At 55.6% G+C, this 22,656-nt stretch carries 18 protein-coding genes; 7 read left to right on the forward strand and 11 right to left on the reverse strand.

Annotation, left to right across the window (positions count from 1 at the left end; genetic code table 11):
• Positions 1-20: 20 nt before the first annotated feature.
• The 7 genes from ACR0BU_RS01535 to ACR0BU_RS01565 all read right to left on the reverse strand — a co-directional run bounded on the left by ACR0BU_RS01535 (position 21) and on the right by ACR0BU_RS01565 (position 6,404).
• On the reverse strand, positions 21-1,001 hold the full coding sequence (locus ACR0BU_RS01535; RefSeq protein ID WP_480735111.1) for an alcohol dehydrogenase catalytic domain-containing protein: 981 nt from the start codon (positions 999-1,001) through the stop codon (positions 21-23).
• Complete coding sequence (locus ACR0BU_RS01540) at positions 998-1,759, reverse strand: SDR family NAD(P)-dependent oxidoreductase (RefSeq protein WP_480735110.1); 762 nt, start codon at positions 1,757-1,759, stop codon at positions 998-1,000. Before ACR0BU_RS01540 ends, ACR0BU_RS01535 begins: the two co-directional genes overlap by 4 nt.
• Entirely contained in the window at positions 1,752-3,059 is a 1,308-nt protein-coding gene (gene hisD / locus ACR0BU_RS01545; RefSeq protein WP_298932761.1) for a histidinol dehydrogenase, read from the reverse strand. The genes ACR0BU_RS01540 and hisD overlap by 8 nt, the downstream gene beginning before the upstream one ends.
• A gap of 12 nt (positions 3,060-3,071) precedes the next feature.
• Positions 3,072-4,400 carry a TRAP transporter large permease gene (locus tag ACR0BU_RS01550; protein ID WP_298932763.1) on the reverse strand — a complete coding sequence of 443 codons (1,329 nt, stop codon included), beginning with the start codon at positions 4,398-4,400 and terminating at the stop codon, positions 3,072-3,074.
• Between the two features lie 11 nt (positions 4,401-4,411).
• The gene (locus ACR0BU_RS01555; protein ID WP_298932765.1) at positions 4,412-4,924 is read right to left on the reverse strand and encodes a TRAP transporter small permease; all 513 of its coding nucleotides are present in this window, start codon (positions 4,922-4,924) and stop codon (positions 4,412-4,414) included.
• 113 nt (positions 4,925-5,037) lie between these two features.
• A complete protein-coding gene (locus ACR0BU_RS01560) occupies positions 5,038-6,183 on the reverse strand; it encodes a TRAP transporter substrate-binding protein (RefSeq protein ID WP_298932767.1) in 1,146 nt (381 codons plus the stop codon).
• A 23-nt stretch (positions 6,184-6,206) separates the two neighbouring features.
• Positions 6,207-6,404, reverse strand: coding sequence for a hypothetical protein (locus ACR0BU_RS01565; RefSeq protein ID WP_298932769.1), 198 nt, complete (start codon positions 6,402-6,404; stop codon positions 6,207-6,209).
• A gap of 135 nt (positions 6,405-6,539) precedes the next feature.
• On the opposite strand from ACR0BU_RS01565, the gene ACR0BU_RS01570 reads away from it, so the two are divergent.
• The 5 genes from ACR0BU_RS01570 (at position 6,540) to ACR0BU_RS01590 (ending at position 13,873) form a co-directional block, all read left to right on the forward strand.
• Positions 6,540-7,559 carry a LacI family DNA-binding transcriptional regulator gene (locus ACR0BU_RS01570; RefSeq protein WP_480735109.1) on the forward strand — a complete coding sequence of 340 codons (1,020 nt, stop codon included), beginning with the start codon at positions 6,540-6,542 and terminating at the stop codon, positions 7,557-7,559.
• 269 nt (positions 7,560-7,828) lie between these two features.
• Entirely contained in the window at positions 7,829-8,614 is a 786-nt protein-coding gene (locus ACR0BU_RS01575) for a family 16 glycosylhydrolase (RefSeq protein WP_480735107.1), read from the forward strand.
• Between the two features lie 355 nt (positions 8,615-8,969).
• Complete coding sequence (locus ACR0BU_RS01580) at positions 8,970-10,265, forward strand: O-antigen ligase family protein (protein WP_480735105.1); 1,296 nt, start codon at positions 8,970-8,972, stop codon at positions 10,263-10,265.
• A 64-nt stretch (positions 10,266-10,329) separates the two neighbouring features.
• Positions 10,330-12,546, forward strand: coding sequence for a GumC family protein (locus ACR0BU_RS01585; RefSeq protein ID WP_480735104.1), 2,217 nt, complete (start codon positions 10,330-10,332; stop codon positions 12,544-12,546).
• Positions 12,539-13,873 (forward strand): polysaccharide biosynthesis/export family protein, encoded by a 1,335-nt coding sequence (locus tag ACR0BU_RS01590; RefSeq protein WP_480735103.1) that lies wholly within the window; start codon positions 12,539-12,541, stop codon positions 13,871-13,873. The genes ACR0BU_RS01585 and ACR0BU_RS01590 overlap by 8 nt, the downstream gene beginning before the upstream one ends.
• 61 nt (positions 13,874-13,934) lie before the next feature.
• Here the strand turns inward: ACR0BU_RS01590 and ACR0BU_RS01595 are convergent, their stop codons facing one another.
• Positions 13,935-14,993, reverse strand: coding sequence for a glycosyltransferase (locus ACR0BU_RS01595; protein ID WP_480735101.1), 1,059 nt, complete (start codon positions 14,991-14,993; stop codon positions 13,935-13,937).
• 607 nt (positions 14,994-15,600) lie between these two features.
• On the opposite strand from ACR0BU_RS01595, the gene ACR0BU_RS01600 reads away from it, so the two are divergent.
• Both ACR0BU_RS01600 and ACR0BU_RS01605 read left to right on the forward strand, forming a co-directional pair.
• Positions 15,601-16,317, forward strand: a complete 717-nt coding sequence (locus ACR0BU_RS01600) for a sugar transferase (RefSeq protein WP_298932783.1) — start codon at positions 15,601-15,603, stop codon at positions 16,315-16,317.
• A 79-nt stretch (positions 16,318-16,396) separates the two neighbouring features.
• Positions 16,397-17,692, forward strand: coding sequence for a glycosyltransferase family 2 protein (locus ACR0BU_RS01605; RefSeq protein ID WP_480735100.1), 1,296 nt, complete (start codon positions 16,397-16,399; stop codon positions 17,690-17,692).
• Positions 17,693-17,709: 17 nt separating this feature from the next.
• Here ACR0BU_RS01605 and ACR0BU_RS01610 read toward each other — a convergent pair whose 3' ends face one another.
• The 3 genes from ACR0BU_RS01610 to ACR0BU_RS01620 form a co-directional block, all read right to left on the reverse strand.
• On the reverse strand, positions 17,710-18,693 hold the full coding sequence (locus ACR0BU_RS01610; RefSeq protein WP_480735099.1) for a glycosyltransferase family 2 protein: 984 nt from the start codon (positions 18,691-18,693) through the stop codon (positions 17,710-17,712).
• Between the two features lie 174 nt (positions 18,694-18,867).
• Entirely contained in the window at positions 18,868-19,116 is a 249-nt protein-coding gene (locus ACR0BU_RS01615; protein WP_300067553.1) for a hypothetical protein, read from the reverse strand.
• Positions 19,117-19,320: 204 nt separating this feature from the next.
• Complete coding sequence (locus ACR0BU_RS01620) at positions 19,321-22,506, reverse strand: glycosyltransferase (protein ID WP_480735097.1); 3,186 nt, start codon at positions 22,504-22,506, stop codon at positions 19,321-19,323.
• Positions 22,507-22,656: the final 150 nt, after the last annotated feature.

Below are 22,656 nucleotides of genomic sequence, written 5' to 3' on the forward strand. Positions count from 1 at the left end.
TGCCTCCAATTCTGCAGGGATTACTCCCAGGGGTTCAGGATTACTTTCGGTGCGGCAACAGCACCTAATCGCAGATCGCGAAAAGCTTGCGCACCTTCTGACAACCCACGCATTTCAGTCCAATTCAGCGCCCCAAGTCGACCGTCAAAGATGGCCTGTGCGGTGTCGCGGAAGTCTTGGGACGTATAGGTATAGGTACCAATAAACGTAATCTCTTGCAGGGTCATTCGCCGAACGTCCAACCCGCCGGTGTCTTCGCCCAGACCGACATGTGCCATGACGCCGCCGGGTTTGGTGTGGGCCGAAGCCACTGCGCGGGTCGTGGCATATCCCACCGCGTCAAGCACCAGCGAAAACTCTCCCGTCGGGATTTCCACCACATTGAACGAACCCAGTGCGCGCAGATAGTCGCGGCGCAGCGCATTCGGCTCAGCAACGGTCACGTCATCGACATCCATTGCCCCAAGGGCCAGCGCGGCGGCCAGCCCTATCGCGCCGCCGCCGATCACCAGCGCGCGTCGATTGGTGGCGGGGTGCAGGGCTTCGATCGCCAACCGCACGGCATGCCAACTGACGGCCAATGGCTCGGCCAGTGCGGCTTTGGCCAGCGAAACATCTTCTGGTACCTCGATCAGATTGCTGTCCGGGATCGTAACGAACTGCGCAAAAGCGCCTTCTCTGGGTGGCATCGAGATAATCTGACGATTGGAACAGAGGTTTTCGCGTTTTGCTACGCAGGCAGGGCATGTGCCACAGGTTACCAACGGGTTCATCGTTACGCGCGTACCATCCCGAGGGCCACTGGAAACAATACCAGCTGCTTCGTGACCCAGGATCAGCGGCGCGGGTCGCCGTTCATCATGCCCAAGATAGGCGTGCATGTCCGATCCACAGATACCGGAAGCCTCGACGCGTACCAGGCATTCTCCGATACCGGGGACAGCATCAGGGACATCCGCAAACGACAAATGTTCGACACCGTTGTAGACCAGCGCTTTCATTTCGCGGTGAACCCTCCGTCGACCATTAGAACCTGACCCGTCACATAATCCGATGCTTTTGAACACAAAAACAAGATCGGGCCGTCGATATCTTCCATGCGCCCGTTTCGCTGGATGCACGTCTGTTTTGCGTTACGGGTGACGCGTTCGGGGTCATCAAACACGGCCTGCGTCAACTCGGTTGGAAAGAACCCCGGCCCAATCGCGTTGGCGGTGATCCCATGCGGCGACCATGCTTCGGCCATTGCCCGGGTCAATTGCCCAATGCCAGCCTTTGTCGCGCCATAGGCTATTCCGTTGGGAAAGGCGCGCGTTGTCTGCAATGAAGCAAAGTTGACAATCCGCCCCCACCCTCGGGTTTTCATCGCGGGCACCATAGCCCGGCTTAGAAAGAACGGAGCGCTGAGGTTAAGCGCCATCGTGGCATCCCATCCCTCATCCGTTACATCGTCTGCCGCTTCTCGGGTATTCACCCCCGCCGCGTGGACGATAATGTCCGGTGGTCCGAATTTGGCTGAAACCTCAGCGACGAGTGCATCCGTATTTGACCGATCAGCAACATCTCCCGTGACGGAAGAAGCGTTACCGCCAATTTCGGCGCACAGCTGTTCAAGCGCATCAACCCGACGCGCCACACCAACAACTTGCGCCCCAGCTGTCGCCAAAACCTTCGCCACGCGCCGCCCCAAACCCGAGCTTGCACCAGTTACGCAAGCGACCCGGCCCGTTAGATCAAATAACGTACGTGGGTCATCCATCGGCTGTCAGGTCAAACTGTTCGTCCGGGAAGTACTTGGCAAGACGCACATCAGCTGCCCTGGCGTGACCCTCCATCCCTTCAAGGCGCGAGATGCGCGCCGTGGCCACAGCAATAGATTTCGATCCTTCGCGCGTTGCGCGCTGCCAGGTAACGATTTTCATGTATTTGTGGACGCTCAGTCCACCTGTGTAGCTGGCCGCACCTGATGTCGGCAGTACATGGTTGGTGCCTGTGGCCTTGTCGCCGTAAGAAACGGTGGTTTCCTCACCCAGAAACAGCGATCCATAGCAGGTAAGTCGCCCAAGCCACCAATCCAGATCCTCGGCCTGAACCGTCAGGTGTTCGGGCGCGTACTCATCCGAACACGCCGCCATTTCTTCGCGATCCGAACAGACAATGACCTCGGCATAGTCGCGCCACGCCGCAAAGGCGTTTTCGCGGTTCAGTTCGGGCAAATCGTCGATCAAGGTCGGAACCAAGGACATGACTTTTTCAGCCAATCCCCGATCATCCGTCACCAGCCAGACTGGCGAGTTGTATCCATGTTCGGCCTGACTAACAAGATCCGTGGCCACTACGTGCGCATCTGACGAGGAATCCGCGAGGATCAAACTGTCGGTCGGACCCGCAATCATGTCGATCCCGACCGTGCCATAGAGGATGCGCTTGGCCTCGGCCACGAATTGGTTGCCCGGTCCGACAAGGATATTTGCGCGCGGCAGACCAAAGAGACCATAGGTCATCGCGGCAACACCCTGTACGCCGCCCATAGCCAGAATGCTGTCAGCCCCGCAAATATGCGCGGCATAGACAATCGCAGGCGCGACGCCTTCACCGGGACGTGGCGGAGAACAAGCCGTGATGTGGCGACATCCGGCCACCTTGGCCGTTGTCACCGTCATGATCGCACTTGCGATGTGGCTATAGCGACCACCCGGAACATAGCACCCTGCCGCGTCGACCGGGATGGCTTTTTGACCAGCCACAAAGCCCGGAACGATTTCCATCTCAACATCGGACACAGTCGCCTTCTGCGTCTCTGCAAACCGGCGCACATTGTCGTGGGCAAAGCGGATATCAGCTTTCAGCTTTTCCGGAACCAACGCGCAGGCGGCTTCGATTTCTTCGGCGGTCATCAGAACATTGCCGTCGAATTTGTCGAACTTCACCGCATATTCAAGGGCTTTGGCATCCCCCCCTGCTTCGATTTCAGCCAGGATGGTCTTGACCGTCTCATGCACCTCGGAAGCATGGGTTTGCGGGGTAAGAGTTGCCTTTTTAAGGTAGTCACGCGGCATATTCAGCAAGTCCTATTGATAGATTTCAGGAAGCAACGTTGTCGAAACCGCGGGAACATACGCGATCAATAGGACAACGAACAGCATGGTCAAAACAAAGGGTACGGCACGGGCGGCGATCTTCAAGATGGATTCGCCAGTGATCCCGGACACCACGAAAAGGTTCAATCCCAGTGGAGGCGTGATAAACCCAACACCCAAAGCGGTAATCATCATGATGCAGAACTGTATTTCGTTCATTCCGATATTGTCCGCCAAAGGCTTCAGGATCGGCGCAAGGATCACGATGTTTGGTGTCGTCTCCATCACACAGCCAGCGGCAATCAGGATACCGATCATCAGCAGGATCAAGACATAGGGATCATCCGTCAGCGCCGTGATCGAAGCGACGAACCCTTGGGGCACGCCCATAATCGCCAGCGCCTCGGCCAAGGGGGCTGAGAAGGCAATAATCGGCAGAATCACACCGTTCACCTTGGCCGAGCTGACCAACATCGAGGGGAAGTCGGCCAGTGTCAGCGTGCGCAGGATGAAACCCATGATAATCGTCACGACCACAGCGGTTGCACCCGCCTCGGTCGGGGTCAGGCGGCCCGAAAAGATGCCATAGAAGATGATGCCAGGAACGATAAAGGCATACCAGCCGGATTTGAGCGCTTTGCCCAGATTCGCCAACCACTCACCAAAGGTCATCACACCACCACCTTCGTAAAGGTAAATGCGGTTAACGATCAGGTTGGTGATCAGGATCGATATTAGAATGGCCAAGCCGGGAATGAGGGCCGCCAGGAACAATGTCGAAGCGGATATACCCAAAACCAGACCAATGATGATGTAGGCGATGGATGGCGGAATAAGAATGCCGGTACAGGCCCCCGCCGCCACCAAAGCACAGGCATATGGGCGCGGATAGCCGCTTTCGACCAGCCGATTGATGGTCATGCGACCCACAGCTGCGGCGCCAGCAGCGTCCGAGCCAGAAATCGCCGCGAACATGCCGCAAACCAAAACAGTCGCAGAGCCAAAGCCACCCTTGGTGAAGCAAGTCAGCGCCTCGGCCACATCAAGGAATTTTCGCGATAAGCCCGTTCGGACCAGCACGTCGCCGGTCAGGATGAACAGCGGGACGGCTGTTAGGGCAAAGGCGTCGATGCCGGTAAACAGGCTTTCGCCAACAAGACTTAGTGGCAGATCGCCCGACATGACCAGCATGACGATCGCGGCAGTACCTATTGCAGCCCAAACCGGAACCGCCATTGCGATCAGACCAACAAAGAGAATGACAGGCAGGTAAAAATCCCAGCCCAGTTCGACGGATTGATTGAGGGAACCCCAGAGCATTCTGTTTCTCCTCAGTCAAACAGCTTGTCGCCTTCGAAAACGGGGGTGCCGTCACGAAGGGATTTCAAGTCGCGTAGGAAGGATTGGATCAGTCGCCAGATCATCAGCGCAAAACCGGTGGGTACAGCCATCAGGAACCAGACCTTGGACACACGCAGCCCATCCGTCACCGATCCGAACTTGGCCGAGACATGCACAGCTTCGTAGGACCAATAAAGCGCGATGACGGCCACTATGAACATCACCAGATCACCGAAGATGTATAACAGCGCCTTGGGGCGGGGTCCGAGGTAGTGCATGATCACGTCAATACGGATGTGGGCGCGTTCTTTGACGGCTGCTGCCGCACCGATCCACGCAAGGTAGATAAAGGAGTAGCGGACTATTTCCTCACCCCAGATCGACGAAAACGCAAATATCTCTCGTCTCAGGACTTCGATGGCCATCGTGATGACGAGCATCACGTAAAACACCAGCAGCAGCCAGCGTTCGGCATTGCGATCTACGTTTTGAAGAATGGTCATCTTATCCCTCGGTGATAGAGCAGCCAGGCCGAAACCTTCTGTTTATGGGCCTTTGCGGCCTGGCTAACTGTGGAAAATGCGGACGCCTTACTAAGGCGTCCGCCAGTGAGGCGTTAGGCGTCGTGGACGTAGTACTTGCCCTGAGTTCCGGCCGCTTCGACCAGTTTCTCAAAGTTGTCCATCGACCCAGCCAGTTCCATTTTGAACGGGTCCCATTCAGAATTCTGGTACCCACCGGCATCCTGCCATTCGGCCAGCTGATCGCTGCTGAGTGAGTGGAATTCGACCCCAGCCTTGTTCAATTCGGCCATGGCATAAGCCCGCGCCGATGGAACTTTGGACAGGTTCTGGTGGCTGGTCATTTCCGCGCCCCACATGATGCCTTCCTGAACATCAGCAGGCATCGAGTTGAACCATTCAAGGTTACAGGAATAAACCTGACTGTCAGGCACCGCCTGCGTGAAGGTCACGTGGCTAAGTATGTCCTTGAAGCCGAACACATAGAGCGCACCCACTGACGGATCGAGCGCGTCAGCAACACCCTGCTTGATCGCAGAAGGCGTCTCGCCCCAGGCGACCGGCGTCGGGTTTGCACCAGCCATCCGGTAATACTGCTGCAGCATCTTGGAACCCGGCACACGGAATTTCACGCCGCTCATGTCTGAGGGGGTGATGATTGCGTTGCCGCCCTGACGAACCGCGACAACACGGGGGTCAATCACCACGTAGAACAACGCCTTGAACCCGGCTGCTTCGACCTTCGGGTGAACTTCGTTCTTCCAGGTGTCTGAATGAACCAGGTTGGTGAACCGCTGGTTCGATCCACACAGGTACGGCATGTTGATCAGGTCGACCGTCGACGCAAAAGGGGCAAAGTTCGAAAGCGAATGCTGCGCTGCCTGAATTGTGCCACCCTGCACTTTCTGCACCAGCGATCCGCCCGCACCCAACTGACCACCTGGGGCCAGCTTGACGTAGACCTTGCCATTCGTTGCGTTCTGGATGTTTTCTTTCAGATCCAGTTGCATGATCGGATAACTGCGCGATGCACCTAGCACGTAGGCCGTCGCAATGGTCATAACGTGATCAGCGGCCTTCTCTCTCTCGCTCTCTTCCTTGGCGGTTTGCGCTGCGGCTTCTGATGACCACAAAACGCCTCCAGCCCCAGCGACAAGCGCTGCGGTGAATGCCCCGCCGGCACTGAGTTTTAGGAAATTGCGGCGCTCTGTGGACGCAAGTTCTTTTCTGTCATTGTTCATGTATTGCCCTCCCTTAGGAAAATTCAGCGCTCGTCTGAACCGCCTTCTGCGGCTTTGCGATCCGCCTCCTTTTTCAGAATTGCGACAACGAACAAGATCGAGGCCGCGAACAGAACCAACATTTCCCCTACGTCTCCAAGAAACGCGCTGCTTGCAAAGGCACCCAGAGCCACATTCGCAAAATAAATGACAAATACGATTATGGATGCAGCAAGGAACACGTTCTGATCTCCCAGTAGAATCGGCTCTACCCTATTTGTAAGCGCTTACATTCTAATTGCAAGCGCTTACATTGCTGCTTTCATATGCCCCATGAAACAGCTAGACTTAAGTGAAAGCGAATTGTGAGTTCGGTAATGTCAAAACTTCGGTCGGCTCCGACCTTGGACGATGTGGCCAGAAAGGCCGGCGTTTCGACGGCGACGGTGTCGAGGTGCCTCAACGACCCCGAGCGCGTAGTCACTGCAACGCGCGAACGTGTGATGTCTGCCGTAACCACCTTAGGGTATACACCGAATTTTGCCGCGCGCGTGATGGCTGCGAAACGTTCCTTTACAATAGGCGCCATCATCCCAACCATGGAAAACGCGATTTTCGCCAGAGGTTTACAAGCCTTTCAGGAGGAAATTCACCGGCAAGGTTACACTCTGCTTGTCTCGAGTTCAGCCTACCGGCCCGAAAACGAAGAAGAACAAATTCGCACCCTTGTGGCACGCGGTGCTGATGGGCTTTTGTTGATCGGCCACGATCGTGCCCCGCGTATTTTCGATTTCCTTGAACAGCGCAAAATGCCCACCGTCGTGGCGTGGTCATTCATCCCGGAGAAGGACACGCCTTCGATCGGATTCAACAACAGACAGGCAATGAAAGCTTTGGCGGCCAAAGTGATAAAGCTTGGGCACACCCGGCTGGCGGCAATTTCAGGCATCAGACAGGGAAATGATCGGGCCCGGCTTAGAATCGAAGGCATAAAGGATGCCATGGAAATGAATAATCTGCCGCCCGATAGCCTGCCGATCATAGAGACATCGTATGAAATCGAAAACGGCGCCGAGGCATTTGCCAACCTTATGTCCCAAACAGAACGACCCACGGCGGTCTTGTGCGGCAACGACGTTCTGGCAGTCGGCGCGGTCCGGCAAGCGCAGGAAATGGGAATTCGGGTGCCAGATGACGTCTCTGTAACCGGGTTCGACGATATCGAACTTGCCCGGATCATCAATCCGCCATTGACCACCGTGCATGTTCCGCACCGCGAAATGGGTCGAAAGGCGGCACAGGCGTTGATCGAAATGATAGAGACAGGGTCGGCGGGGCAGTCCCTCGAACTGCCAACCGAAATCGTGAGCCGACAGTCGCTTGATCGAGCAAATTGAATCGGAGACCTAACGAGTAAAGTGCCGATTTTGGGACGCTAAAAAGCAACAATTTGGTCTGCGAACAGCGAAAAGCACTGGCCTCCCCCTTTTTTGACACCGCGACAATAGGCTTCCCCTAGCTTCGGCCTGACGGCGTTCACACCATGGCAAGCAAAGGCATTCTCGGCGGATCGTCGCGTATCGGTTGAATGCTGTTGGTCTGTTTTCCCGCAAGGAACTAGCCTTACCGGCGAAGACTCATTTCCTCGATAGGAAAAGGACCATTCATGATGAAGTGCCGCGCAAATCGGTGGTTTTCAGCATTAGCCCTGATGGCGTCTGTCGCCTTTCCCAGCGGTGCCCTATCGCAGAATGGAGGCTCGTTTTTCGAGCCATTTGACACGCTGTCTCAGGAGCGATGGCTTGTCTCCAACGGTTGGGCCAATGGAGATCACCAAAGCTGCCTGTGGCATAGAAACCGGGTGAAAACTGAAGACGGCAAGCTTTTGTTGTCCCTGACGGGTCATTCCAAACAGGATCGCGATTTCAGTTGCGGCGAGATACAATCAAAGGACCGTCTGGGATACGGCACGTTTGAGGCGCGGATGAAGGTTCCCTACGCGCGCGGTATGAACGCCAATATGTTCACGTTCATAGGGGCCCCGCAGGACCGGCCACATAACGAAATCGATTTTGAGTTCATTGCCCGAAACGAGCCAACGCTCCAGACAAACTTCCATTTCAAAGGCGATAGTGACAATGCCAAACTGCAATCCATGCCAGACGACGAGGTATTTCGAACTTATTCCTTCATTTGGGAACCTGGCCGGATACGCTGGTACATTGACGGTAAACTGCAGCGAGATCTAAGCGGTGACGCGTTGCCGAACGAGCCTCAAAAAATGTACATTAGCATATGGTCGACCGATACACTGGTCAGCTGGATGGGCGAATTTTCAGCGAATTCCGCGCCGCAGGTTCTGGAAGTCGACTGGGCGGCGTACACCAAACTGGGCGAAAGGTGCGCGTTTGAACAATCTGTGCTTTGCGAAGACGGGATCGATGTGCCTTGACCACCAATCGTGCACAATACAGGCAGTCGGAGGCGCGCTGGAAAAGCGCGTGTCATCCGTTAAATGCCGCCAAATATGGGGCCGCTTGTGTAGGTTCAGAACCGGAAAACCAAGCCAAACTAGGTCATTGCGCTTGCGCAAATCTTGATCGTTTCCCGTATGAGCACCTTAGCTTGGGTCCGTATCACTTGTTTTCGAGGGGCCACATGCGGCATTCTGGGAGGCAAGACAGCGCCTTTTGGTGCCCAAAGTCTCGCCCCGCGAAAGACTGTCGTATCGCAGACACGACATGCGGTGCGCTTGTATGTCTGATCGTCGGGCCCCTCGAAAAGGACAACCGAAGGGCTTTATTCGAATGAACGTGAAGCTGGCTTCGATCATCGATCCCGCACAAAACACGGCATATGTTGTGCCCGCTGTTGCGCTGTCGATGATCGTTTTCGCCTATTCGGTAAATTTCGGACCTCTTTCAATCCTCGCCTTTTATGGAGTCTGGCTTCTTCCCTTTGCGCTCGCTCCGCGCGTTTTGTTGGGGCGTCCCGGCGCGGTTGTTCTGCTTTTGCTATTACCGTTTTTCTTTCTTCTTTCCACGTTATGGAGCGATGTGCCGTCCGCCACGCTGCGCGCATCCATTCAATACGGGATCACCTTCTTCGCCGGTTTGGTCGCCGCGAGGATAACGTCGCCGGGCAACCTGGCGCTGGGGGGGACAATCGGATGTCTGCTTGTCCTGCTCTACTCCGCTGTGAACTGGGGGTATTCCTACGACTACATTGACGGTGATTTTGCATTTAACGGCGCGTTTTCCTCGAAGAACCAGTTGGGATACTTTGCGACCCTTGCGATCATCTTCTCTTTGTCTCTTGTCGGGGTCTTCAGAGCGCCTCGAATGCTGTTGCCGATGATCGCGGTCACGGCGGCAACTGGATTCGGCATGCTTTGGATGTCGGATTCCGCGACCTCTTTGTTGTCGGCTCTGGTGGCGTTTTCTTCCATGCTTTTTGTCGGGCTCGTGATGCTTCTCGCTCCTTGGCTGAGACGGGCCACGGTCGTTTTGGCGCTGGCCGGTATTGCCGCACTGGTATTGGCCGCGCAACATCTGGGGGCATTCGATGCTGTTCTTGCGGCATTTGGTAAGGACACGACCCTGACGGGCCGCACCTATCTTTGGAACCAAGCGTTCGAAATCGGCGCGAATCAACGAGTACTGGGGCTGGGGTACAACGCGTTCTGGGTTCCCGGACGCCCCGAGGCCGAGGCGCTGTGGGATACTTTTTATATTACCGCGCGGTCCGGATTTCATTTCCACAACGCGCTGATTGAAACATATGTGGGAACCGGTTTGGTCGGACTTGGGTTTGTAACAACAATCTGTGTGCTGTTGGTCGTCATGCCGCTCAGCGCTGTGTTCGGCCGGGGCAATGTCGGATCGCTGATGTTTTTCTCAGGCCTCGCAATCTTGTTCCTGGTTCGGTCGGTGGCTGAGGTTGATTTTGTGACACCACATACAGTCGGATCTTTTCTGGTCGCCTTCATTCTGTTGCGTTTGTTTGATCACAACCGAAACGTGCGGCACGCGGCATTCCTTTCCAGGCCAACGCGGTCAGCACAGCGTCCGTCGTTAAGCACTGCAACGGGTGTCTTCGAATGATGGTCCGGTCACATCAATGCCCTATCGGCATCCATTTGCCTCACGCCATCACGGAGTTCCGGATATGAATGAACCTGTGAAAGAAAGGCGCATTACCTGGACCAAAGACAATGCGCATCTGCTTGCCGGATACCGGGACGAGCCGCGCGTTGATATGGGCGCCATGATGAGGGCCGTAAGACGCCAAATCCCTTTAGCGTTGGCATGTGCCTTTGTCGGCATCACAATCGCTGTGCTCATGATTCTTGGATCTGTACCTCGCTATACAGCTGTCGAAACCATTTTGCTGGATGAAGAGCGCGGCGAATTGCTCAATGAGGTTTCTCCGCTGCCAAATGCTGTCCGTTCGGACACTGCTGTGCAGAGCGAAATCGAAATCATCAAATCCCGCGCGCTTGCCTTTCAGGTCGTCGATCTGTTGCAGCTTGATCAGGACGCCGATTTCCTGTCTCCGCCGCTTGGACTGACAGAGAAAGCCAACCGGTTGATCTCGTCGGTGACCCGTCCCTTGGCGCGTCTCTTGACGCCGGACCCTCCTGCAAACCCGGAGAACGAAGGGGACAGCGAGGGGAACACCAATACACAAGACACCCCTATTCCTAATTTCAACTTCGAGGTGACAGACCGTGACCGAGCCGTTCGGATATTGCGCGACCGGTTGTCTGTCTCACGGTCTGGCCGGAGCCTTGTGATCGAAATCGGGTTCTCAGACTTTGATCCCGCGCGCGCGGCCTCAATCGCGCGTGGTTACGGCCTAGCTTATGAAGGCTTTCAACTAGTGACGACAAACGAAGTTGCGGCCAAGGCCGAAGCCTGGCTGCGCGAACGCCTTGAGGTTTTGGAACAGAAGGCGATTGATGCGGCCTCGGCCCTGCAGGCATTCCGCACTGAAAACGATCTGGTGCAAGTGCGCGGTGATCTTCTGACGGAACAGCAGCAATCGGAACTGGCCAGTGAACTTGTCAACGCATCCGCCGCTGCAGCCGAGGCGGAAGCGTATCTGGAAAGCCTGGTCTCCTTGTCGGAACGCGCAGCGAATGATGCCGATTTCATCGCGGTTCCATTTGTCGAAGGCCTTGTTGACGGCGCAAGTGAAACAGTTCGACGGGAGTATCTGGATGCCAGTCAAAGCTATCGTCAGATTGTCGACCAATTCGGAGAGGAACACCCTCAGGCGCAACAACTGAACACCCGCATTCAAATTCTGGCCGATACCCTGAAGGTAGAGCTGGAACAGGCGACACAAACCGCCCGTGTGGCTCACAATATGGCTCTGGGTCGCGAGCAATCGCTGCGGTCGGATCTTGCTGCGTTGACGGGCACATCCGATGTGAACGTGGCCCTTCGCGGCAGGTTGCAGCAACTAGAAGCTATTTCGGAAACCTATGCACAGGTCTATCGCGACTATCTTGCCCGGCTGGAAGTCACGATGCAGCAGCAGAATTTCCCAATTGCATCGATCAAAATCATCTCTCCTGCGGAATTGCCCAAGGATCCATCCAGCCCTCGGAAAAAGGCGATGTTGTTCACCGGAGCCTTACTGGGCGGATTGTTGGGCGCATTGGCGGGTGCTGCGCGGGAGCTGAGCCCAAAACCTGCTCGGACCGTATCTGAACTGAGGCAAGGGGCCGGAGTGACCTGCCTTGGTATGCTGCCGGACCCAAAGACACTGGGAGACGCTGCAGCGGCTAACGCACATGCCCGTACAGTTGAGAGGCTGGCACAGGTTTGCGAAGCCAACAGTCAGTCAGGTTCTGGCTTGCTGATCGGTATGGCTCCTTTGACGCCTGATCTACAGAAAACACAGGACTTGCCGTTGGAACTGGCCAATCGACTGTCTCGCGCGGGCACTCGCAAAGTTTTGGTTGTTTACGAAGGCGTATCACAGGGCTTGTTGCCTGCGGCCACACCAAATGGTGTGGAAACCGCCAGCATGCAAAGCATCATGGACCACATGCTCGAAAATGCGGCAAGCGGTTCTGATGACACCGCACAAGACATTCTCACAAGCGATCTGCGCGCACAGTTCAGTTATGTGTTGGTGGCGTTGAACCCGCTGAGCCATGCGGACCAATCTGATCCCCACGCCTGGGCATACGACATGACCGTCTTGCGCATCCCATGGGGTAAAATCCTGCCAAGCTTTGTCTCGGACGCGCTGCTTGATCATCCCAAATTCAGCGATGCTTTGGCGACAACAATTCTAGAAGACGCAAACCTGACAAAGGCACGGCGATACATGAGCCCCGGCAGCTATGAGGAGGTCAAGATCAATGCTTAGAGACGTTCTACCTCAAACTCTGCAGGGCATCATATGCAGCTTTTCTGTTTCGCTTGCCGTTGTCGTTCTATTGTCAGGCAACGCAGCCGCCCAATCAACATCTGATACCGGGGCGATGAGCGCTGAGACTCTTGGACCGCAACAAACGCTGGAAATCCGTATCGGCAAGTGGGATCCGGTCGACGAAGTATTCTTGCCTTGGGACGCAGTGGCCGGAACCTACCTGATTAGTGCATCTGGCGCGGTCGCGCTGCCTCTTGTCGGCAGCGTGCAGGCCGCCGGAATGACACCTGATGAACTTGGCGCTGACTTGGCCGGGCGCATTCAGGACCGTATGGGTTTGCGCAGCGACTTACAGGTCATCGTAACAATTGCCGAATATGCACCGATTTACATACTCGGCGACGTCAAATCCCCGGGCGCGTATTCGCATGTACCAGGTATGACGGTGCTTCAGGCTCTCAGCCTTTCGGGCGGTATAGACGATGCGTCTTCAGCATTAGTGCGGGGCGAACGCAACGCGTTGAGCGCCCTCGGCAACTACCGGGTGATGGAGCTTGAGCTTATGCGCCGTCTGGCGAGGCTCGCGCGATTGGAAGCTGAGGAAGCCGGAACAGAGTTCGTAGCGCCACAAGAGCTAACGTCGTCCCCTTTGGGTGCCGAACTGATCGAGCAAGAGCGCAAGATCATGGCGTCCGAACAATCCGCCTTCGCATCCAACCTTGCACAAATCGAAGAATTGGAAGCCTTGCTTCTGGAGCGGATCACGCGGCTTCAACAACAAATCGAAGTGCGGCAAAGACAGCTGAGTTTACTGAGTGAAGAGCTGGATAACGCCTCCAGCCTTGTGGAGCGCGGTCTGTCTACGGTTACGCGGGAAAGCAATCTGCAGCGCGCGGTGACGGATCAACAAGTGCGGTTGCTCGAAGTTGAAACGGCCCAACTGAGCGCTGAGCAACGGCTCAGCGAAACGCGCCGCGACCGGTTGGACTTGACTAACCAGCGTGACCGGGAAAGGGTCCAGGGTATTCAAGACCAGCGTGCGGCCACCTCCGAACTTCGCGTGAAAATGGAGACCGAAGCGGCGCTTTTTGCCGAAGCCGAGCGCACGGGTAACGGTCTGGTCGAGCTTTCGATGCTCGCATCGTTGAGTATGAAGATCACCCGAGCCAGCACCGAGGGGCCCTCTACGTTTTTGGTCGAGCGCAACGATCAGATTCAGGGCGGAGATGTCTTAGAGGTTATCCTGTCCTCTCCGACTGCCAATGATGCGATCCCGGTGCGTCGACTGACAACTGAAGAATCTGAAAATCCACAGTCGAACTAGACCGCTGTGCCCGCCTCAGCCGAACCAAAGCTTGACCCGCCTCCGTCTTGAGGGGGCGGTCTTACGAAACGGGGCGGTCCAATACTTCAACCAGCCTGTCAATTTGACGTTCGGGGTTCATCTCGGGACGTTTGGAGTATTCAAGGGCAAGTTTGGACAGTTTGGAATAGATCTGTTCGTCACACCACAGGCCGCGCACTGCCGCTAACCAATCTCCAACTGGTGCGTCCGGTTCCAACAAAATACCACCAGGACCAACGGCTTCAGGCAACCCGCCAATTTTCGATGCCACAACCGGGATGCCACTAACCTGCGCCTCGGCCGCTATGCGACCAAACGCTTCTTCCCATTGGCTGGGTGCAAGAACGATACGGGCATTTTTGTAAACAGACCGCATATCATCGGTCGAGGCGCGCAAGGTGACATTCGAAAGCCTCGACAGGTTGTTCTGAAGATCGGCTTCCTGCTCGGGGCTCAGGCCCCAACCCCGCACAAAGACAAAGGGGATTTCGGGGCAAGCCTCGGCCACTTTCAGCGCGATATCGACACCCTTGTTCGGATGCGGGTTTATAAAGGTCACGTTCTCACCGGTCGAGCTAACTCGGTACTTCTCGGCTTCGATCATTGGATGAATGACATCGGCGGATATACCTTGTGTCTCTGCATACCGTTGCGCCGTAAAATGCGAATTGGCAATGAAGCCCGTGTTGGGCACTTGCTCCAGCGACCCTCCCAGATCCTCGGTTTCGACGTTGCGCAGATAGATGAAGGTACGCGTTGCATTTCGGTCAATTGACTGTGCCAATGGCACTGGGAGCCGCGATTGAAAAATCGCAACATCAGCTTCGAAATCGGTCACAACACGATGCACGACATCCTGTGCAAACCAGGCCCGAAACACGAGATACCCAAGACTTTCATCGCTGACATAGCCGCGCCTTGCTAATTTCAACAACAGCCTGCTGCGCAGACCTAACCACCCCTCTCCTGTCAGACCACTCAACACCCCAACAGTGTGACCGCGCGCGCTTAGGCGCTGTACCAACTCATGTGTACTGGCCTGAGCGCCGCCATACATTTGCGGTAAGTAGGGATGAGCACTTCCAAACAGTATGCGCATGTCGGGATCACCTCGAATTCGACAATTTGGAATTGAAACCGGCCGAGTTTTCGTGTCGCGCGTACTTACAGTACGTTGCGACCGCCCAGGCAACCTGCGCCCTGCGTATGCTAGAGCCAAACAGGGCCGTGTCTGAATCACCAACCGTTGGGTTCAACGGGCTAGGTTGGTTTTCAAGTGATCCTATCGCCATTGGTCGGCAGCACCGTTTCGTGTTTAACGTGAATCTTCAGTCAGCGAGTCAGTCTTTGAATTGCGTATCGGAGATTGTTGGGGAGGTGTTTATCTATTGCCTTCGATTCGGGCATGTGTGGCATCATCCGTCAAAAGTTAAGCGATGAAAATGTGTGGTTGTGCGGAAATCCGGCGAAAGTCCAAGCAACCATAGGCGGTGCTTTGCTTGAATCGCCACCGGCGTTTGCAATCGCAGCATTTGTCATATCCATCTAACCACAGTGTGTCAGAATACAGTAACGAGTGGCGTAAATTGTACACGGATCACTTTCGCCGGCACCAGTTGGTGTTTTACGGCGATTGTCTTTGCAACTTTAGGTGGCAGCGGTGCTTATACAAGGCGCCAGTTCTTAAGACATAGGGATGAAGTGGGATGAAACCGATCGAGACAGAAATGGCATCCGCCGAAGGCATTATGTCGCCCGTGTCGCGACCGCGTCATGTTGTATGGACTCATCAGGCCCCGCTGGAAGAGCCCGCGGGTGGATGGACAAAACGAACGCTCGACATCGCGATCGCCGTTACCATGCTTGTAATACTGTCACCGCTCATGGCGGGGCTAGCACTTTTGGTTTGTATTACGTCCCCGGGGCCAGTTCTGTATCGGCACCGCCGGGTTGGGTACCGAAGCCAGCCCTTTTCCTGTCTCAAGTTCAGAACTATGGCGGTGGATGGTGATGACCTTCTGCAAAGGCACCTTCAAAGCGATCCAATTGCCCGCATTGAGTGGGACAAAAACCAGAAACTGCGCGATGACCCACGCGTCACGCCAGTGGGGCACGTCCTGCGAAAACTCAGCCTTGATGAATTGCCGCAGCTTTACAACGTTCTACGCGGGGACATGAGCCTTGTTGGCCCCCGCCCCGTTCTGAGCGAGGAGTTGCGCCGCTACGGGCCATCAAGCCGCTACTACCTGCGCGCACGCCCAGGCATTACTGGTCTGTGGCAAGTAAATGGTCGGAACACCACATCCTACAAGCGCCGGGTGGCCTATGATCGCGCCTATGTGACCAAGGTCAGCACTGTTACAGACATCGCTATTCTTGCCCAGACTTTACCAGCCGCGATGCGTTCTGACGAGACATCGTAACAACATGCAAACGCCTTGCCACAGTCTGTGAACGTGCCCAACTCAATCACAGACGGGCTTGTAGGTGAGCGATAGGATCATGGCAAACATCGCAACGTCGGTACCGCACTCAGCGCAAACCAGGCCCGGCTCCCTGGTATCTGTCGTGATGTCAAACTTCAATGGGTCCGCCCACCTTGAAGCAGCGATAATCTCGGTTCTGAATCAATCTCATTCAGAGCTGGAACTGATTGTGGTTGATGACGCATCAGAAGACAGCAGTTTGGAGATCATCCAGCGACTTGCCGCATCAGACCCCCGCCTCAGATCAATCGCCCTGGACACAAATCGAGGCCCCGCGGGGGCGAGAAACGCCGGGCTGGAAGCCGCCAAGGGGCAATGGATAGCAATTGTCGATGCCGACGATCTGATCCACCCGAAGCGGATCGAGCGTATGTTGACTGCAGCCCAAGACATGGGGGCGGATGCAGTAGCAGATGATTTGCTATGTTTCGGATCCGCACGTACGGCGGGTAAAACCTTACTAGAGGCCAGCCACATCGAACAGCCGCAGCCTATTGCGGTGGCTGACTTAGTCCGCAGTGACTCGGCTATCGCTGGTTTTACTTCATTTGGATATCTGAAGCCATTGATCCGTGAGGGAAAAATGCGTTCCCTCAGATACGACGAAGATCTTCGTTTGGGCGAAGATTTCGACCTGTATTTCCGACTGTTGATCGCGGGCGCAAATTTCGTTTTACTGCCGGACCCGACCTACCTTTACCGGCGCCATTCGGGGTCAGTGTCCCATCGTCTTGCGGTGTCATCCTTGCAGCGCCTTTTACATGCGCACACAAAAATAGCCAAACTGGCCGCCAATATGGCTCCTAAAGACGCTGAGCTTATTGCCTTGCTCAACCAGCGCAGGGCGCGGCTTGAAAGAGCAATGATGTATCAGAGCCTTGTGAGCGATACTAAGTCTGCAAAGGTGTGGCATATTATTCGACGGCTTGGGCGTCGCCCGGCGCTGTTGCTTGATCTGACAAACAGCCTTATCGACCGTTGGCGCCCTGCTGGATTTGTCAGGCACAACCGATCGACCGGAAGCCCCAAAACCATCGTGCTGGCCTCTCCAGATCAGATTGATCTGATCGACGCACCTCCAACTGTAGTACGCGTCCCGGTCAATCCATCAGGCTGGGTGGCACGCCGCATCATGGCTAGCAAACTCGCAAAACTGGCCAGTACTGGACCCGTCGATGTTATTGCTGACGGCCCCGCTGGGCTGGATGGCTTGGGTTACCTACCAAACTGGCGCTCCACGCGCCTTGCGCTTAGCAAGAAAGATGTAGGCACGGCCAAAGTTCCTCGGCATGTGGTTTTGGACGTCACCTAGACTGATCTGCACGCCGACTATTCGACCGATAGCAGCAGTCGTGATCCCTTCTCGGGTGCTGCGTCCTCCGCCGTTTTACTAAGCTTCAGCTTATCGCGCAGGATCTGCAGTGCTACAGGCCAAGCGCGATCGCGCGCGCTGATCAGATAGCGTACCGCGGCCCACACCCCTTGCTCGCGCCGCAGATCAAGAGATATCCGGTGATCCCGTTTCCGCCGAGTGTCCCGCAGATGTTGCTGCATGGCGCGAGTCAGATCCGAAGATTGCGGCCTGCTGTCCAGATGCGCTTGAAGCGCGATATGCAGCTGCGCCAATTCGGACGCGCCATGACGTGCGCTTAGAGAATTCGAACGCACAACCGCCGCGTATCCCGGTCGGCGTGTCAATTGCATCCGCGCTCCGGCCAGCAGCATCCGCACGTAAAGATCGTAATCTTCGCCAAGCCGCAAAGAAAAATCATACCGCAATTTGTTCTGTTCTAAAAAATCTCGGGAAAGAACGGGTTTCAGAAACCCTAACTCACCGCGTGACATCCCGTGATTGCGAAGGTTGCCCCGTACAAACTCTGCTGCGCCTAGCGGTGCAAATTTCGGGTCAATAACTGACCAATCCTGTTCTGTCGCCTCCGACAAGTTTTCCGGTGTCACGAATGCGATATTGTCCGCGACCATTTCGCAGTTCTTGACAGACAACAGGTGCGCAAGCCGCCGGGGCAGAAATACATCATCAGAATCCAGCACAGCCACATAGTCTGACGTTGCAACATCTAGCGCTCTATTGCGCGCTGCTGCGGGCCCATGGTTGGTCTCTTGTAGGATAAGGTGAACACGCGAGTCGCGCTTGGCTTCGTCTGCAACGACGCCACATGTGGCGTCCCGCGATGCATCGTCGACAACAATAACCTCAGCCGTTTCCGGCTGGGCCAAAGCCGAACGGATCGCACGGGATACCGTATCCTGAGCATTAAATGCGGCGATAATGACGGTGACGCTGGCAGACATCAGACCTGGCTAAGCTTAAGTGACTTCGATGGGCTGTCTCCAAGCGGCGTAAAGCACAAAGTACCTTCATCCAAGTGAAACCAAACCAGTGACATCACTTCAGCGTGCAATCGCCTGAGATGCTACGGAATTGAGCCGTTTTTCATCAGGATGCCCTAGGAAACCGTGACTGAATTACGCATCCGACTTTGGGGACACTTGCGCGGACGGCACGGTTGGTGCGCGATCATCTGCCGCTTGGGTTTTGCGCTTTCTGTCAACCGCCAACAGCGCAACAACAAGGACGTAGACCAGTTGCAGCAAGACAGTGACCGCGATGACAAACAGAACCAGCTGAGCCGAGCTGAATCCAGCCGCATATCCAATCACTGCTGACACAAGAACAGACAGAAAAAGTCCTGCAACAAAAATCGGTAACTGCATCGTTTCCCCTATTGGCGGAGGCTCAATTTAACGCCCCATTCCCCCACCATTTGATGCAGAGTACAGCAAAAACACCCCAGACGACCACTCAATTCTAGGCCCTGTTGTGGCAAAAATGTAAACAATCAAGCGGGGGGTGCGAAACAGTTGCGCTAACGCTGCCTTCATAGCGTGGACAACCAGTCCCGTTCAGGTCGAAGCCACCTAAGCCTTTTCGCTGGCCTCGCCATAGACCGTGATATCTTGAACCCCAATCAAAGACGCGATAGTTCCGCAATGTAGCGCGCCACGCAGCAGGTTTGCATTGCGCCGCGCGGCACTTGGCGCAGTAATCAGCGCGAAAAAAACACAGTAAATCACCTTGGCAACCGCGAGTGGCAGAGCCCTCAGGCGCACGCTACCTCGGCCGTGCTGGCGCAACAGACTTCCATGTGTCTGCCCCATTCGGAACCGTCGCCGCATCAGCCACGACATGGTTGCTCGCGACGGCGTTACCGGCTCTTCAAGCTGAGCATGCGGGGCGAATGCAATCCGGGCGCCATGTTCAACAGCTTCTTTGAAGAACGCAGTATCTTCGCCCCCTGATACGCCCCGATCCAAATCGAAACGTCGGCCCGCCAGAGCATCGCTACCGAGATCCATAATGACGTTGCAGCTATGACCCGCAATTGGTCGGCCATCAGCCCCGAGTTCTGGTGTTGTGTCGTGAATGCGCAGCGCGCGCATCCAACGTGGTGCCTCTGGTCCATACCCTGCGCGAACTGGCCCGACCACAACGTCTGCATCGGCATCTGCTAGGCGCACAACAAGATCACTGAGCCAGTTCGGCGGAGCCAGCTCATCGTCATCGATGAACGCAAAGGCACGCAAACCTTGGAGTTCAGCCTCCTCCAGTGCAGCATTGCGTGCAATCGCGATATTTCCGGCAGGCGCAAATCGGTAGATCACTTGGTGACGTGAGGCCGCAGCGAATTCATCGACAATGCTGCGTGCGCTGGGTGACGCATCATTATCGACAACAATGATCGATAGTTTCGTGCCGTTTGGAAGGTTCTGATGTTCAAGCGTTGTTAACGTATCCATCAGGCTAGTACGTTGATACGTACAAACGCCAACAGCGATATGCTCCAAAGGGATCGCGGGTTTCTGAGTGTTGGAAATTGGAACGTCGCCGAACTGAACATCCGATGGGCGCAATAGCAGCTGCTTCCAGAAGCCAGCCGACCAACCCAGATGCATAACAATCGCAATCGGACCAGCACCCAGCGCCGAAATCTTACGCTTCGTAGCGGCGAGTGCCGCGCCCGAGATCAGACAGGCTGAGATCCAAATCACTGCAGGCAATGCAAAGACTGGGGCGATTGGGGCCAGAGCGGCCAGCCCTAATAGTGGAGCGATACCGATCATCACAGCCTGCCTCAGCCGCGGCATCTGACGGTGCTTCAACATCGTCCGCGCCCTGCCCCCGCCAAAATTGAAGTATTGACGGAACAATGCGGTGATGGTGCTCCGTGGAAAGTATTCAAGCCGCGTGTTTGACGTCAGCCAAATCCGATGCCCCGACTGCGTCAGGCGCCTATCCAATTCGGCATCCTCATTGTGCGAAAACCGCGGATCATACCCGCCGACTGACCTAAAAGCATCAAGACGCATAAGCGCGTGATGCCCATGATCGACGAACCGCCCGAAACCGCCGGTTCGATGCGCCGACCCGCCGTTTCCAAGACGAGCGTTCTGCGTCACGGCGATGGCGTGCTGTATCAGGGTCGCACCAACTGCGTGCATTGGGACGACGACGCTGGCCGCCTTGGTCCGGCCCGCCTCAGCCAGCAAGATATTAATGTAGTCGACCGGGTAGTTGGAGTGCGCGTCGAGGCGGACCAACCAGTCCATACCCTCACCATACCGGGCACAGGCCGCGTTCACTCCGGCACTCTGATATCGGGCGGGGTTGTCCAGCAGCCGTATGTCATAGTGTGGCAAGGCTGCGATTTTGTCCCTGACAATGTCTTGCGTCCCGTCCGTTGAGCCGCCATCAGCGATCACCAAACGCGTATGCGCTGCCTGTTCGCGTCTGCGTTTAAGAAAGACGGTCAGCCCATCTACAACACCCGCGATATGCTCAGCTTCGTTAAAGGTCGGAATGACAATCAGCACCGCATCTTGCGCTGTATTGATGCTTTCTGACGCTTTGAATGGCTGCTTTTCAGTGATTGCCGCAACAAGGTCGCACGCATCCTGCCGGGTAACCTGCCAAACGTCTGGTGGTACAGCGTGTTGCATTTGGTGCAAATGATCCACAATCTCAGGTGACACTTGCTCCATTGCCGAGATCACCGACGCGTCATCTGCTTTTTCCAGTATCAGACCAATGCCAAGTTCGCCCATAAGGTGCGCTGTTTCTGTTCCGGCGAGTGCGATGGGCGGCACGCCGTTCAGTCCACTTTCATACAGGCGGTTTGGCAAAAGCCAATCCGAATTGCCGCCGGAATCGTAGCGGTCGATCATCCAGGCAAGATCCACGTCCCGATAGATCACAGCAAGATCATTCGGGTAGGAGTATGGACCTTCGAACACCAAATCCGGGTTACCCTCAACGACATCATGGAAGTCGGGCAATTCATCAAGCGCGGGACGTCCGCGCAACACAATCCTATAGCGTCCCGGATTGGCTCTTGTGAGGGTATCCAGGCATCGCAGAGAAAAGCGACACCTTAGAATTCCGAACCAACCGATGCGAAGCACAGCTTGAACTGCACCCGTTGATCGACCGCTGGTTCCAGATGGGTCGTCGCTCTGCGCAACCACCTTATTTTCAACCAAGAGGATCGGAGCCGTGCTGCGCTGGACTGGAACAAAGTACTCTCGCTGAAAGGCCGGAGAAGAAACGACAATTTGATCCACCTTCCGGCACAGTCGGCGTTCAATCCAGCGCATTACCTGCGCCTTGATTGATTGGCCAACCATAAGGCGATGAATATCGAGGACCTCGTAGACCAATGAGACCGGCCGAGTTGATCGCAGAACCCGAAGCAACGGTACTGCAAGCGCCAGCATCTCAAGGTTCCTGCAGAGGATTGCATCCACAGGTGGCACGTTTCTGACAATCGCGTGCAGCCGAAGACGAAGTTTCAGAACCAAAAAGACGCGTTGCAACATCTTGCCATTATGGGTCTGGCCCAGCACCAAAGCACCTTCGGGCAAGGGCCCTGAGCGTCGTCGGAATCCGACAACACTGACGTCGGCACCGCCTGCTCTAAGCATATCGACCCGGCGCCAAATGGCGGCGTCATCCAGATCATGCGCCAGATACAAAACGTGCCGTTTCACGCCAGAGCAGTTGCCTTGCTCGAAGGTTACTTCAGTCCCGCTTGTATTGTCCGTGGGCATCGATCGAACATCTCATCGCAGATATGCTTACGCTTTTGTGCCGCAGCTGGGTTGACGTTGCGAGGCTTGTCTAAAACGCGCTCCCGAACCGGCAAAACCGAGCCGTCACCCGCTTTAGAATGAGCGAAAAATCGTCCATAAGATGAATCC

The organism is Ruegeria sp. CK2 (assembly GCF_056536585.1).

Coding starts and splice junctions, on each gene's coding strand:
- ACR0BU_RS01605 (WP_480735100.1), top strand. CDS start 16,397: ATGGCAAACATCGCAACGTCGGTACCGCACTCAGCGCAAACCAGGCCC.
- ACR0BU_RS01540 (WP_480735110.1), bottom strand. CDS start 1,759: ATGGATGACCCACGTACGTTATTTGATCTAACGGGCCGGGTCGCTTGC.
- ACR0BU_RS01575 (WP_480735107.1), top strand. CDS start 7,829: ATGATGAAGTGCCGCGCAAATCGGTGGTTTTCAGCATTAGCCCTGATG.
- ACR0BU_RS01550 (WP_298932763.1), bottom strand. CDS start 4,400: ATGCTCTGGGGTTCCCTCAATCAATCCGTCGAACTGGGCTGGGATTTT.
- ACR0BU_RS01615 (WP_300067553.1), bottom strand. CDS start 19,116: ATGCAGTTACCGATTTTTGTTGCAGGACTTTTTCTGTCTGTTCTTGTG.
- ACR0BU_RS01580 (WP_480735105.1), top strand. CDS start 8,970: ATGAACGTGAAGCTGGCTTCGATCATCGATCCCGCACAAAACACGGCA.
- ACR0BU_RS01555 (WP_298932765.1), bottom strand. CDS start 4,924: ATGACCATTCTTCAAAACGTAGATCGCAATGCCGAACGCTGGCTGCTG.
- ACR0BU_RS01610 (WP_480735099.1), bottom strand. CDS start 18,693: ATGTCTGCCAGCGTCACCGTCATTATCGCCGCATTTAATGCTCAGGAT.
- ACR0BU_RS01590 (WP_480735103.1), top strand. CDS start 12,539: ATGCTTAGAGACGTTCTACCTCAAACTCTGCAGGGCATCATATGCAGC.
- ACR0BU_RS01620 (WP_480735097.1), bottom strand. CDS start 22,506: ATGCCCACGGACAATACAAGCGGGACTGAAGTAACCTTCGAGCAAGGC.
- ACR0BU_RS01585 (WP_480735104.1), top strand. CDS start 10,330: ATGAATGAACCTGTGAAAGAAAGGCGCATTACCTGGACCAAAGACAAT.
- ACR0BU_RS01595 (WP_480735101.1), bottom strand. CDS start 14,993: ATGCGCATACTGTTTGGAAGTGCTCATCCCTACTTACCGCAAATGTAT.
- ACR0BU_RS01535 (WP_480735111.1), bottom strand. CDS start 1,001: ATGAAAGCGCTGGTCTACAACGGTGTCGAACATTTGTCGTTTGCGGAT.
- ACR0BU_RS01600 (WP_298932783.1), top strand. CDS start 15,601: ATGAAACCGATCGAGACAGAAATGGCATCCGCCGAAGGCATTATGTCG.
- ACR0BU_RS01570 (WP_480735109.1), top strand. CDS start 6,540: ATGTCAAAACTTCGGTCGGCTCCGACCTTGGACGATGTGGCCAGAAAG.
- ACR0BU_RS01560 (WP_298932767.1), bottom strand. CDS start 6,183: ATGAACAATGACAGAAAAGAACTTGCGTCCACAGAGCGCCGCAATTTC.
- hisD (WP_298932761.1), bottom strand. CDS start 3,059: ATGCCGCGTGACTACCTTAAAAAGGCAACTCTTACCCCGCAAACCCAT.